This is a genomic window from Halobellus litoreus (assembly GCF_024464595.1).
GTDB classification, from domain to species: domain Archaea; phylum Halobacteriota; class Halobacteria; order Halobacteriales; family Haloferacaceae; genus Haloquadratum; species Haloquadratum litoreum.
In genome coordinates, this window is the sequence record NZ_JANHAW010000001.1 from 133395 (window position 1) to 146262 (window position 12868).

General features: G+C 66.9%; 14 protein-coding genes. 5 read left to right on the forward strand and 9 right to left on the reverse strand.

All coding sequences use genetic code 11. The features are described from left to right. Positions 1 to 633 precede the first annotated feature (633 nt). From NO360_RS00640 to NO360_RS00650, 3 genes are all read right to left on the reverse strand, one after another. Entirely contained in the window at positions 634 to 1017 is a 384-nt protein-coding gene (locus tag NO360_RS00640; protein WP_256305448.1) for a DUF7344 domain-containing protein, read from the reverse strand. A gap of 172 nt (positions 1018 to 1189) precedes the next feature. Further along, positions 1190 to 2680, reverse strand: coding sequence for an MATE family efflux transporter (locus NO360_RS00645; RefSeq protein WP_256305449.1), 1491 nt, complete (start codon positions 2678 to 2680; stop codon positions 1190 to 1192). A gap of 144 nt (positions 2681 to 2824) precedes the next feature. After that, positions 2825 to 3937 (reverse strand): putative sulfate/molybdate transporter, encoded by a 1113-nt coding sequence (locus NO360_RS00650; RefSeq protein WP_256305450.1) that lies wholly within the window; start codon positions 3935 to 3937, stop codon positions 2825 to 2827. A 344-nt stretch (positions 3938 to 4281) separates the two neighbouring features. On the opposite strand from NO360_RS00650, the gene NO360_RS00655 reads away from it, so the two are divergent. After that, positions 4282 to 5055: a TOBE domain-containing protein gene (locus NO360_RS00655; RefSeq protein ID WP_345780179.1), complete on the forward strand. Its 774-nt coding sequence runs from the start codon at positions 4282 to 4284 to the stop codon at positions 5053 to 5055. Positions 5056 to 5076: 21 nt separating this feature from the next. Here the strand turns inward: NO360_RS00655 and NO360_RS00660 are convergent, their stop codons facing one another. Then, the gene (locus NO360_RS00660) at positions 5077 to 5808 is read right to left on the reverse strand and encodes an SOS response-associated peptidase (RefSeq protein ID WP_256305452.1); all 732 of its coding nucleotides are present in this window, start codon (positions 5806 to 5808) and stop codon (positions 5077 to 5079) included. A 154-nt stretch (positions 5809 to 5962) separates the two neighbouring features. Here NO360_RS00660 and NO360_RS00665 point away from each other — a divergent pair, with 154 nt between their 5' ends. Together NO360_RS00665 and NO360_RS00670 are read left to right on the forward strand one after the other, a co-directional pair. After that, positions 5963 to 6748 carry a ribonuclease H-like domain-containing protein gene (locus NO360_RS00665; RefSeq protein WP_256305453.1) on the forward strand — a complete coding sequence of 262 codons (786 nt, stop codon included), beginning with the start codon at positions 5963 to 5965 and terminating at the stop codon, positions 6746 to 6748. A 73-nt stretch (positions 6749 to 6821) separates the two neighbouring features. Continuing rightward, the gene (locus NO360_RS00670) at positions 6822 to 7505 is read left to right on the forward strand and encodes a dolichyl-phosphate hexose transferase (RefSeq protein WP_256305454.1); all 684 of its coding nucleotides are present in this window, start codon (positions 6822 to 6824) and stop codon (positions 7503 to 7505) included. Between the two features lie 27 nt (positions 7506 to 7532). Here the strand turns inward: NO360_RS00670 and NO360_RS00675 are convergent, their stop codons facing one another. The 3 genes from NO360_RS00675 to NO360_RS00685 form a co-directional block, all read right to left on the reverse strand. Beyond that, positions 7533 to 7730 carry a DUF5800 family protein gene (locus NO360_RS00675; protein ID WP_256305455.1) on the reverse strand — a complete coding sequence of 66 codons (198 nt, stop codon included), beginning with the start codon at positions 7728 to 7730 and terminating at the stop codon, positions 7533 to 7535. A 91-nt stretch (positions 7731 to 7821) separates the two neighbouring features. Further along, positions 7822 to 8814 carry a sodium:calcium antiporter gene (locus NO360_RS00680; RefSeq protein ID WP_256305456.1) on the reverse strand — a complete coding sequence of 331 codons (993 nt, stop codon included), beginning with the start codon at positions 8812 to 8814 and terminating at the stop codon, positions 7822 to 7824. Positions 8815 to 8820: 6 nt separating this feature from the next. Next, on the reverse strand, positions 8821 to 8994 hold the full coding sequence (locus tag NO360_RS00685; protein ID WP_256305457.1) for a hypothetical protein: 174 nt from the start codon (positions 8992 to 8994) through the stop codon (positions 8821 to 8823). Positions 8995 to 9233: 239 nt separating this feature from the next. Between NO360_RS00685 and NO360_RS00690 the strand changes: the two genes are divergently transcribed. Together NO360_RS00690 and NO360_RS00695 are read left to right on the forward strand one after the other, a co-directional pair. Then, entirely contained in the window at positions 9234 to 10085 is an 852-nt protein-coding gene (locus NO360_RS00690) for a polymer-forming cytoskeletal protein (RefSeq protein WP_256305458.1), read from the forward strand. Positions 10086 to 10184: 99 nt separating this feature from the next. After that, positions 10185 to 11114, forward strand: coding sequence for a DUF4349 domain-containing protein (locus tag NO360_RS00695; RefSeq protein WP_256305459.1), 930 nt, complete (start codon positions 10185 to 10187; stop codon positions 11112 to 11114). Between the two features lie 27 nt (positions 11115 to 11141). Here NO360_RS00695 and NO360_RS00700 read toward each other — a convergent pair whose 3' ends face one another. Continuing rightward, positions 11142 to 11879, reverse strand: coding sequence for a nucleotide exchange factor GrpE (locus NO360_RS00700; RefSeq protein WP_256305460.1), 738 nt, complete (start codon positions 11877 to 11879; stop codon positions 11142 to 11144). A 181-nt stretch (positions 11880 to 12060) separates the two neighbouring features. Beyond that, positions 12061 to 12804 carry a proteasome assembly chaperone family protein gene (locus tag NO360_RS00705; RefSeq protein WP_256305461.1) on the reverse strand — a complete coding sequence of 248 codons (744 nt, stop codon included), beginning with the start codon at positions 12802 to 12804 and terminating at the stop codon, positions 12061 to 12063. Positions 12805 to 12868: the final 64 nt, after the last annotated feature.

Sequence of the window (12868 nt, forward strand, 5' to 3'; positions counted from 1 at the left end):
GATGATGTCGCTGAGTGAGCGCGGAGTGGGTCCCAACCACTGGTCGTTGGCAACGAAGTCAGCCTGGTATCGAAGCCGGCCGGACGGATGCGCGCTCGGTTACTAGGGAAGGCACCGACATTCCCTGGACTGAAACTCTCACCCTGGTTCCAACCGACGCCGTGTAGGCGGTAGGGTGACAGATGCCTCCCGCCATACGCAAATAACCATCGACGCCGAACCGCTCGCGTCGATTTTCCGGGCGACAGGGAACCCGACCGCCGACATTCCGCTACTGCGAAGACGAGATCTGATCGTCACTCGCCGTGGCCGGCACAGCCGTCAGGCCCCGGACTCCGCTCGTACGTCGTGGCATCTGCGAATCATCGGCGGCCGATACGTACTCTGTGGTAGCCACTCCGGGCAAGATCGCGACGAGGCGACACGTATCAGTGACGCGGCACCATTCGAGAGGCAGACTAAAACGGGACTCTGCTCGTGCAGAGTAGTACTTCCCCGGAGACTCGCTTCGGTATGAGAGATACAGAAGGTTGGACAGTTGAAATCACCGCACGGACGTGCTGTGAGATCTCACAGGGGGTTCAAGACACATCGGTCGGAGCTGCAAGGTGAGGGGGTTTGGCCGGGCGGGCGCTACGGGGCGTTGTCGGGGTCGACACTTCGAGAGATCAACGCATCGAGGAGCGGATCGAGTGGTTTTGGCGCCACGGTCTCGTTTTCGCGGTCGTACGACACGACACCGGCGTCGGCAAGGAGCGGAAGGTCCGAGTGTACCAACTTGATGTGTACCTGACTCTGTTCGTCAGCGTTTCGCCTCGGATCCCTGCCTTCCCACTGAACGAGCATCGCCGCCAGGTCGTCGACAGTGCACTCGCCTGCTTCGCGCAACGAGTACAGGAGGCGGCGACGGCGGGTCGAGGCGAGTGCGCGGTAGAGTTGATCCTCGGACAGAAGCTGCGGTCTCTCGAGACTCGTACTCCGATAGAGCGGATCCGCCTCGTCCCTGTCGTTTCCCATCCCTCCTGTCAAATGAATACGAAGAATATTAAACGTTGTTGCTAGCTGCCAGGTGCGTCGGCTGAGAATCGTCAGGTCCTCCGGTGGCGTCCGATACCGAATGTCACCGCCACTCGATGATGCATTTCGAAAGCCGTCTGACTGCAGACGTATAAATCATATATAGCTATATTCAATCAACTGTCTCCGGGACCGTCTCGGTTTCCGGTCGGTTCCTGCCGACGACTCCTTCGGCCCAGGTACCGCGAAGGAAGTACGCCCCGGATAGCACCACGATCAGCACGTTGGCCGCGGCGATACCGTACCAGATGCCGCTCGCGCCCATATCGAACCACACTAAGAGGCCGTACGCGGGCGGGATACGGAGCAGGACGAGTCCCAGAATGCCGAAGATCATCGCCAATCTGGTGCTCCCACTCCCACGGTAGGCCCCCTGGATGACGAAAAAGACGCCGAGGAAGACGTACGTCGCACCGACGATTCGGAGGTATTCGGCTCCGATCGCGACGACGGAAGCGGCGTCGGCACCGGTGATGAAGATGCCGACGATAGCGGCCGCGTTGAAATACACCGCCAGCGAAACGCCGACGAGGACGGCCGCGACGATCCCCGCACTCGCTACGACGGCGCGAGTCGCCCGATCGGGCTGTCTGGCTCCGAGATTCTGTCCGACCACCGTCTCGGTCCCGCGAGCGAGGCCTAGGGCCGGAAGAACGACCAACGAGGTGACCCGGGTGCCGATCCCGTAGGCAGCGACCGATTCCGCCCCGGCGAGAGCGACGAGCGCGGTGACGACCGTCACGCCCAGCGACTGCGTGCTCATCTCGACACTCGCCGGTGCCCCGATTCGGAAGATCGTCCGCACGGTCTCCCGCGTGAGAACGAAGTCCCGTGGGGCGAGGTGGATCCCGACGCGACCGGAGAGGAGAAGCCCCATCGCGATGACCGTACCGACGCCTCTGGACACGATGGTCGCGATCGCCGCCCCCTGCACGCCGAACCCGGCGAACCCCGTCGACGCGTAGAGGTCGGCCTGCAGCGCCGAGAGCCCGGCGACCTCGAACAGGAGATTGTCCTTGAACCCCAAGATGAGAAACGGGTCGATGACGACGTTGAGGACGACTCCCAGCAACATCAGATACAGCGGCGTCCTCGTATCCCCCCACCCCTGTAATAGCGACTGAAAGATGAAGAAGCCGAACACGAACGGGATTCCGAGAAACATCGTCCGGGTGTACGTCACCGAGAGATCGAATACGAGCGTGCCGGGAGCGGCGCCGATCAGTCGGAGGAGCCACGGTGCGAGGGCGTAGCCGAGGATCGAGAAGACGACTGAGAGGCCGATCACGAACGCGATCGTCTGTCCCGCGACCGCGCTGATACGATCGAGGTTCCCGGCGCCCTTGTGCTGTGCGACGAGCACTGTCCCGGCGACCGTGAACCCGGCCGCAAGCGTAATGACGAGAAAGACGATCGCCCACGAGAAGGAGATAGCGCTGACGGCCGCCTGGCCCAGTCGGCCCACCCAGAAGGTGTCCGCCAGGTTGTACGCCACTTGCAGCAGATTCGTGAGTACGATCGGTATCGAGAGGACCAAAAGCGGCTTCAGAAGCGGGCCGTCCGTGAGGTTGACCGAACGCCTCGAACCGGGGCTGTCGCTCATCGATCCTCCGCGCGTACCGTCTCGACGTGAGTGATCGCTTCGCGGAGTCCGACCGGCGAATCGAGAACAGAGATCGCCTTCGACACTACCGGGGGAATAGTCAGTCAGCGGGTATAGCGATTCCGTTCAGTCGCCGCCGGCGCGCTACCGGCCCCGTCGGTCGGCGTCCGTCGCGAACCACAGACGGGCCCGATGGGCGACGATCCCGGCGACGAAGGCGACGCCGACGTTCGTCAGGACGCCTAAGACCCCGATGCCGACGGTGAGCGGAAGATCGTTCGTCTCGAGGCCGGCCCGTCCGAGTTCGACGGCGATGACTGCGAGCACGACCCCGAGCATCGCGAGTGGAAACGCGGCCACGACACCCACTGCCAGCACCGCCGCCAGCGCGTAGAGCGCGCCGAGGATCAGGTTCGACCCCGCCGTTCGCGCGCCGAACGCGTACTTTCCCGCCACGCCGCCGCTGCCGTGACACATCGGCATCGCGCCCAGCGGCACGGCGAGGAGGTTCATCGCGCCCATACTGGTCGCGAGTTCGTCGGCGGAGACCTCCGCGTCGAAGTAGTCCGACAGGAGCAGCGAGGTCGCGACCGCCGCGTTGCCGACTGTCATCGCCAACTGCCCGAGGGTCGCGCCTACCGAGGCCGACGACACGTCAGCCGCGGTCGGGAGTGTGAGATCGAGGGCGGGGAGCTGCGGGGTCGGGAGTCCGGTCTGTGAGACGCCGACGGCGACGCCGAGCGCGATGACGAGGAGGGTGCTCACTCGGTGGTGCCCGGCTGCGACGGTGACTCCCACCACGGCAAGCGCGAGCAGCGCGTAGCCGACCCCGTCGAGACTCAACTGGATCCCCGTTTCCAGGAGGACGAGTCCGACGGCGAGTTGCACGCCGCGAACGATCGGCTGTCCGACGTATCGCTGGATCCGTGCCAGTGCGCCGGTCGTGCCGACGAACAAGAGGACGCCGCCCGCGAGCAGTCCGGCGACCGCGAGTTCGCCGGCCGTGAGCGAGCCCGCGATGACCAGCGCCGCGAGCGCCTTCATCGGCTCCACGGAGACCGGAACCCCGTAGTGGACCCCCCAGACGACCTGGAAGGCGGCGAACCCCAAGAGGAGTCGCGCGAGCGACAGCTCCGTGAGCGCGGCGACGGCCACGACGATCGGGAGGACCGTAACCGAATCCCCTAACGCTCCCGTCAACTCGCCGCTCGTGAATCTAAATCGGAAGCGGCGTCGATTCCACGGGAGGACGTCCATCGATTAGAAAGACTGACCTCTGTCGTATAAATCCGTTCGTACGACTCCCGCTCCCGAACGGCGACTGATTCTATCTCAGCGTCGCGGCGTGGTCCTTGGTGTCTAACTCTTCTCGAAGGGTTTCGATACCGACCCGGCGTCGATTCCGACCGGACGCTCGTTTTCGTCGCGTGAATGACGAAACTCTTTGAAGTTACGTCCGGCGATCGGGACTTCCCGACGGCCCGGCGCGCGCCTTCGGCTCCCCGACACAGCGTTGATATACGATGGGGGCACTACGTCGAACCGTGATAACACGGTCGTCGGCGTCGCGGTCGGCGGTAGCGAGGTGACCGATGGGATCGATGCAAACTCGGGGAGAGCCGTTCATCGAGATCGACGGCGAGCGGATCGACGCGCGGGACGTCGAGGCGCTGTACGGTATCGACGAGTTCGGCTCGATGTATCGGGCGGCCGAGGAACTCGGGCGGTCCTACGCCCGGATCCAGCAGCGCGTCACCGAACTCGAGGAGACGCTCGGCCCGCTCGTCGCCCGCCAGCGCGGCGGCAAGGGTGGCGGCGGGAGCACGCTCACCGACGGCGCGCGCGACCTCCTGGCGCGCTTCGAGCGACTGCGCGCCGAGTTCTCGGGGCTGGCGCGGGCCGAGGAATCGGTGTTCTCGGGGACGCTCGTCGATCGCGACGGCCTCCTCGGGACCGTCGAGACGCCCGCGGGGACGGTTCGAGCGATCGTCGCCGACGCCGAACCGGGCGGCGAGCGCGACGAGGCGGCCAAATCCGACAGCGGCGGGACCGACCGCGCGAACGCGACCGTCCAGATCGGCGTCCGGTCGGACGCCGTCGGCCTCACGACGCCGGAGGCCGCGCCCGAGCCGACGGGGACGAGCATCCGGAACCGGTTCGAGGGAACCGTCGAGAGCATCGAGTCCGAGGACGGCGTCGCCCGCGTGACCGTCGACGTCGGCGTCGACGCCCCGCTACGGACGCTCCTGACCGAGACGAGCCGTGAGACGCTCGATCTCTCACCCGGTGACCCGGTGGTCGCGTCGTTCAAAGCGACCGCGGCGCGAGGCGTGCTCGCCCCCGAGAGAGACGTCGCCGACGCGAGCGAGGAGTGAGCGCCCGGGATCGAGGGGACGCTATCCACTCTCGACCGGCTCGATCAGATCCGCCGCGTCGTTCGCAGGGCTGTTGACGCGCGTGGAGACGGGATAGGCCCGCCAGTCGTCGCCGGTATGCGGTTCGAGCAGTTCCTCGACCGCCGCCGGGTCGCCGTGGAGCCACGTCGACTCCGCGTCGGGGTCGAGCACGACCGCCATCCGGTGGTGGAGGTCTGCGACCACGTCGTTCGGCTCCGTGGTGACGATCGTGAACGACTCGACGGCAGCGGTGTCGTCGTTGCTATCGCCAGCTGCTTCGTCTCCACCGCTGCCGCCGCCGAAGTCGCCGAGCCCCGTCTGTGTGTGGGTCGGCTCCCAGCGCTCCCAGAGCCCGGCCATCGCGAACGGGCGATCGTCGTCGAACGCGACGCGGTAGGGCTGTTTCGTCTCTCCCGCCCGGACCCACTCGTAGAAGCCGTCGGCCGGCACGAGACAGCGACGACGCTCGTAGGCCTCCCGGAAACTCGCCTTCTCGTCGAGCGTCTCCGCGCGGGCGTTGATGCGGTCGTTGCCCGCGGATTCGTCGTCGGCCCACGAGGGAATGAGACCCCACTTGAACCGGCGAAAGGTGTCCGGATCGTCGTTCGCGACGACCGGGAGCGACTGCCCTGGCGCGCAGTTGTACCGCGGTTCGGGCGGGTCCGCGAACGTGGCCCCGAACCGGTTCTCGAGTTCCTCGGCGGCGGTGAAGAGGGTGTAGCGACCGCACATACTCTGCGGTCGTTCCGGAGCGACAAAACCGACGCGGCCGACGCGCACGCCCTCTCCGGGGCCGCCCGTCACGGATCCGCCTCGACTCCCAGACCGATATCGACCCCAGGCCCGCCTCGAAGGGTTTAGGCTCACGCCGCTCCCGAAGGCAGGTATGCGCATCGAGAACAGTTTCGTCCCCGCGGAGGGGATCGGCGAGGGACGCGAGCGCTCGCTGTGGGAGTCGGGTATCCTCACCTGGGACGAGTTCGACTCCGAGCGCGCGCCGCTGGGTCCGAAGACCGGCGAGCGGGTCGAATCGTTCGTCGCGGAGGCGCTGGAGCGACTCGACGACGGCGACGCGCGCTACTTCGGCGAACGGTTCCCCGCCGGGGAGACCTGGCGCTTCTACGAGAATTTCAGAGACGAGGCCGTCTTCTTCGACATCGAGACGACCGGCCTCGACGCTCACCGGGAAGACGTCACGACGGTCTCGTTCACGCGGGACGGCGAGACGACGACGCTGATCCGCGGCGAGAACCTGACCGCGGCGGCGCTCCGCGAGCAGTTCCGCGACGCGCCGCTCGTCGTCTCGTTCAACGGGAAGCAGTTCGACGTGCCGTTCCTCGAAGACAACTTCGACGTGTCGGTCGACGCGCCCCACCTGGATCTGATGTATCCCTGCCGCCGCGTCGATCTGACCGGCGGGCTCAAATCGATCGAAGCGGCGGTCGGCATCGATCGGGACCGCCCGGACCTCTCGGGCCGGGACGCGGTTCGGCTCTGGTACCGCTACGCCCGCGACGGCGACGACGACGCCCTCGACACCCTCGTCTCGTACAACCGCGACGACACGGAGAACCTCCGGAACCTCGCGGACGTGGTCGCCCGACGCCTCCACGACGACTCCCTGGGGGCGATCGCCGACCAGTCGCCCGGGATCCCGGATCCGCTGGCGTAGTCGCGCCGCGCCAGTCCCCACCTGTTTTTGGCGAACCTAAAAATTCAAATAGTCGGGCGCGAAACGGCGGGTAATGACCGAGTACACCTTCGACGACCTCGCGGTCGTGATGGGGACGTACAACGAGGAGGCCGCTATCGAGACGGTGCTGTCGGACATCGACGACGTGACAGACGGTCGCGCAGAAGTCGTCTGCGTCGACAGTTCGAGCGACAGAACCCCCGAAATCGCCCGCGAACACGGCGCGACCGTGATCGAACAGCCGCCGATGGGCTACGGCTACGCCGTCCGCGAGGCCGTCCTCGCGCCGGATCGGCCCGTCGTCGTCACGACCGACTGCGACGACACGTATCCGATGGAGAAACTCCCGCAGTTCCTCGAACTGATCAACGAGGGCTACGACGTCGTCTCCGGCGACCGACTCTACTATGGGGCCGAAGCGATGCCCGGTCTGAACCGACTCGGGAACGCCGCCTTCGCGCTGCTCGCCTCGGGACTGATGGGCGAGCGCGTCCACGACACCACGACCGGAATGCGAGCCTACCGCCGGGAACTCCTCCACGACATCGAGTGGACCGAGAACACGGGGTTGTCCGCAGAACTGCTGATCCGGCCCCTGATGCGCGGCTACGAGATCCGCGAGGAGCCGATCCCCTACCGCGAGCGCGCCGGCGAGACCAAACTCGACCCTCTCGGCGGCGGGGCGGCGATCGCGAAGTCGATCGTGAAAGTGTGTCTCGAAGAGCGGTTCGGGTAACTCGGCGAGAGCGCGTGCCGGCGGCCGTTAGCGGAGGATGTCCGCGATCCGGCGCGGTTCGCCGCTCAGCGAGGGGCTCTCCTCGACGATCTTCAGCACTTCGTGGTCGGTGACGTCCGGGTAGGACTTCTCGGTCGCCTCCTCGATGAGCGACTTTTCGAGCCTGAATTCGGTCCCTTCGTAGACGACGTCGACGCCGTCCTCGTCGAACGAGAGCGCAGTCATAGCTCCGGGTAGGTCGTCGGGTTGTAAAAGCCCATCAGTCTGTACCGTAGGACGGCGGGACTGCGAGCGCGTGGCGTCGCCGTCGCTCGGCTCACTGGCCCGGGAACAGCAGCATCCGGCCGACGATGTACACGAAGTAGAGCCCGATCAGCGTCACTCCAACGTGACGAGTGAGTATCCCGTCCTTGTAGCGGACGTAGAGCAGGAGGCCGACGGCGGCGACGATCTTGAACGGGAGGTCCCAGACGACGACCGAGACGGGGACGTGATACGTGGAGATGACGCCGCCGAGACCGAACCCGATCAGGGGGTTGACGATGTTGCTCCCGATCAGCGTCCCCACGGCGATGATCGGGGTCTTCCGCCGGATTCCGTCCAGAACCGTACTCAGCTCCGGGAACGAGGCGGCGATCCCGAGCGTGAGGACGCCGACCATCGATCCGCCGAGCAGCACGCCGGCGACGACGTCCTGAATCACCGCCAGAAGGATCGACGCGCTGAGGAGGACGAGTCCCAGCATACTCACGGCGACCGTCGAGTCCCTCGCGACGTTCGTACTCGGCGCGCCCTGTGCCGGAATCCCCTGCCGACGGAGGTACCCGAAGCCGAGGTAGACGCCGAACCCGACGAGCAGAATCGCCCCGTCGATCCGGGAGACGGTCCCGTCCCAGGACAGCGCCAGCGTGAGGACGAGCCCCACGATCATCGGGACGAAGGTGTCGGTCAGGAGCCGGTTCGAGAGTTCGATCCGACCGAACCCGAGCAGGAGGATGGCGAACAGCAGGAACTGCTGGGTCGTCGACGAGCCCATATTCCCGCCCAGGACGACGGCCGAGGTCGTCCGATAGTCGAGCGCGCCCGAGACGATGCCAGCGGAAGCGGTGACGTGCGCACTGAGCTCAGGGAGGCTGGTACCGATCGCGACGACCGTCAGTCCGATGAGTACCTCCGGCACGTCGTACCGTCTCGCGAGTCCGAGCAGCGCGTCGATAGCTCGCTGCGCCCCGGTGACGAGCGCGTAGAGCGCGACCGCTCCAACCGCCAGTTCAGACAGGAGAAGCGGATCGATGTCGGGGACGACCATCGCTGGCTACTTCGAGATGTCCGCGTCCGCCCACGGGACGCGGCGGTCCTCGTCGAGCGGTTCCTTCGTCCACGCGGTACATCGCTCGCAGTCCCAGATGCGGTGGACCGTCCCGTCGACGGCCGTGACACCGATCGAGGCCCACACGTGTTCGGGGCAGTCGGCAGGGTCCAGCAACATACGACTGAGTCCACTGGCACCGACAAAAATCTGCTTCCGCTCCGACAGAAGAGGGTAGACTCCGGGAGCGCTCGCCACCGCGCCGCGACGTAGCGATCCCCTTCTCCGGGCTCCCGAGTCGACGTCCCCTTCCCTCCGCGAGAGCTTCCGGGTCGGCCCCGTCGCTCGAACCGCTCGATAGCCTCGTCCGACGACCGTCTGACGCGTCGTTTATTACGCCGCACGTGTTGCTCCGGAGTGTGGCACTCGGTCAGGACCGACTCGACGCCTTGGAGATCCCCGACGGGACGACCGTCGAGGAACACGACCTCGTGACCGACGGGGACATCGTCGTCGGCGGGCAGAGCACCGTCGAGTTCGGCGTCCGCGGGCGGAACGTCCTCGCCGGCGAGCGCGTCACCTTCGGCGGCGACATCGAGGCCGAGGGCGACTGTCGCCTCGACGTCTGGTGCGACGTCGCCGGCAACGTCCTCGTCGGCGAGGACGCCTACCTCGGCGAGCGCGTCCACATCGGCGGTCGGCTGATGGTCTCCGGAGACCTGGACATCGGCGACGACGTCGACATCGAGGAGGGCTTCGAGGCCAACGGCTGGATCGTCATCCGCAATCCGGTGCCGACGCTTGTCTTCTACTTCGTCGTCCTCTCGCAACTGCTCCACCTCGGCGAGAACGAGAGCGCCGAAGAACTCGCGAACGCGCTCTCCGGGGAGAGCGAGGACGACCCGCTCGTGATCCCGCGCGGATCGACCGTCTCCGACGACGCCTGGCAGGCCTCGACGCCCGCGACGATCGGCGACGAGTGTCGGCTCCATGGCAACGTCCGCGCGGAGACGGTCACGGTCGGTCGGGAAAATAACATCTTCGGCAGCCTCCGGGCCCGCGGCGACGTCGCGGTCGGCGAGGGGACGCGCGTGCACGGCGACGTGACGACCCGGGACGGCACCGTCACCATCGCCGACGGGGCCGAGATCCTCGGCGACGTCTCCTGTGCGGATCTGGAACTCCACGACGACGCCGACGTCCAGGGGACGATCCGGGCCTCGGGCGATATGCGGCTGATTCGCTCGAAAGCGAGCCGCGAAGCCGAATGAGCGCCGCGTGACGGGTGCTGCGCTGCCTCCGCTGTAACTCAAAGACCCCTTTGTGTCACCGGCGCGTCTTTCCGTCCCTCTCCTGTAGGGAGAGGCGAGATGGTATCGAGACGTACACTCGGACTCGTCGCGGTGGTCGCACTCGTCGCAATCGCCGGGTGCGGGGCCACCGGCAGCGGCGGGGGTGACGGCGGGGGCGCCGGCAGCTACGAACAGGCGACTGGCGTCGAGGCCGACCGGGCGGCACAGGCCACCGGGACGCCCGCGCCGGAGGCGGCGAACGGCGGTGACGGCGGCGGCGACGCGTCGGGCGACGTCGTCAACACGAACGGACGCGCGATCATCCGGACCGGCACCGTCGCCGTCGAGGTCGAGAACTTCGAGTCGGCCCGGTCGGACCTCACCGCGGCCGTCGAGGGCTACGGCGGCTACGTCAGCGACAGCCGACAGGACCGCAGACAGATCGGTAACGAGACGTGGGTGCGCGGCGAGTTAGTGCTGCGCGTTCCGAGGGAGGACTTCGACGCGCTCGTCAACGACACCCGCGGCCTCGGCGAGGTCCAGTCGATCGAGGTGAACTCCCGGGACGTGACCGACCAACTCGTCGACATCGAGGCGCGACTGGAGAACCTTCGCGCCGAACGCGACCGCCTGCGGGAACTCTACGACCAAGCGAACACCACGGAGGACGTCCTGGCGGTCCAGCGGGAACTCTCGGACGTGCAGGGGGAAATCGAGCGACTGGAAGCCAGACAGCAGTCGCTTCAGGACCAGGTCGCCTACTCGACGCTGACGGTTCGGCTCGAAGAGCCGCGGCCGACGCCGAACCGGGTCGCCCCGGACCGCTGGTACGACACGCCGGTGCTGTCGGCGTTTATGCAGTCGGTCGACGGGGTCGTCGTCGTCGCGCGGGCGGCCGTCGTCGGCTTCGCGTTCGCGCTGCCGTACCTCCTCGCGTTCTCGCTGCCGGTCCTCGTCGTGGGCGGCGTGCTCTGGCGGGTGGCAGTTCGGTTCAGAACGGAGTCGTGACTCAAAGAGAACGGCGCTTCGGACTCGCTATTCGTCGTCTGCGGACTCGCCGGTGCTGACGGTCACCTGCGCCTCGCGGAGCACCGTGCCGGCCATCTCGTAGCCAGGCCGATACACTTCGACGACCGTCCCCTCGGGTCGCTCGTCGTCGACGCGCATCAGTACCTCGTGACGGGTCGGATCGACGTCCGTGCCCGGGTCCGGATCGATGGGATCGACGTTTTCCTCCTCCAGCACGCGGTCGAACTCCTCGAGCGTCGACTCGATTCCCGGTCGAATGTCGGCGCCCTCGTCCTGGTCGAGCGCGCGAACGAGGTTGTCTCGAACGCTCACGACCCGACTGACGAAATCCTCGGTCGCCCGCTCTCGGATCTCGTCCTGTCGCTTCTTCGCGCGCTTCTTGTAGTTCTTGAAGTCCGCCTTCGAGCGCTTCAGCGCGGATTCGAGTTCCGCGATGCGGTCCTCGCGGGCGTCGAGTTCGGACGCCGCCGTCGCGAGCCGCGACTCCAGTTCCGACACGTCCGCGGCGAGGTCCTCGTCGTACTCGGCGACGCGGTCGGCAACGTCCGGCACGTCGGGTTCCGTGGACCCGCTTTTTTCCTCGCCCGCGGCCTCTCCCTCGGCGCTCGTCGAGTCGCGATCGGCTTCCGAGACGCCGTTTTCGACGGCAGCGTCCCTCCGTTCCTCGACGCTCTCGTCGCTCTCGACGTCTGCAGCCTCGGCTGACGCGGCCGCGGCAGTGCTCTCGGGGGACTCCTCGCTCATACCTGCAGGGAGTGGGCGACGAGCCTTAAGGCTGTAGAAACGACACCGGGCGGTTCGCGGCGTCGGCGACGCGGGCACGAGGAGGGTGCTGGCAAAGAGGCCATCGACCAGATTTCGGGTGCGACCGAAGGTGTCGTCGACGCGTCCCGATCAGGGGAGACCGGCCCTGGCGGGACCGCAGTTACTGATACATCCCGATGGGCCGCGCCTGCGTGCTCTCCTCCTCGCTGGCCTCCTGCATCCGCTTCGCGAGGCGTTCCTTGGCCTCACGGATCTGTTCGGCGCGGTCGACCAGGTCATCGACGGGGACCTCGACGTCGGTGAGGGGTTCGATTCCCTCCTTGATCAGGACCCGTGCGGCCTCCGGGTCGGGGAACCGCGGGTCCGACTCGACGACCAACCCGACGGCCGTTCGCCCGTCCTCGACGGCGGTGTTCAGCAGCACGCCCGTCGGGCCGGAGACGAGTCCCGTCTCGCTCGGGGCGAGGATCCCGACGTCGGCGACGAGGTCGACGCCCCCCGCGACGCCCAGGCCGTACAGCGACGGCGCGTCGTCGCTCTTCTCCGTGGGGATACCCGAGAGATAGATCGGCGTCACCCCGTTCTCGTCGAACCACCCGTCGAGGCAGTCCGCCAGTTCCGAGGCGGCCGCGGGCTGAACCGGGACGTCGCTCTGGAGGACGAGCAGGTCCCGGTCCTCGTCGGCGTAGAGTCTGACCGGCGGCTGGAGTTTCGCGTCGTTCTCCTGGTAGACCGCGACCTTCGGGAGGGCGTCGCAGTAGACGTTGCCGTAGTGAGTCATCTCGAACTCCTCGGCGAGGTGGTCGGCGGCGATCTTGCCGACGAGTCCGACCCCGGGGAACCCCTCGACGAGCGACGGATTCGACAGCGACACGTCGTCTGCGAGCACGGAGATTCGCGCCATGACCGCCGGTACGACGGGACCGGTGGTAAAACTGCGGGGGGCGGTGGAGGGTGTGTGCCACTGA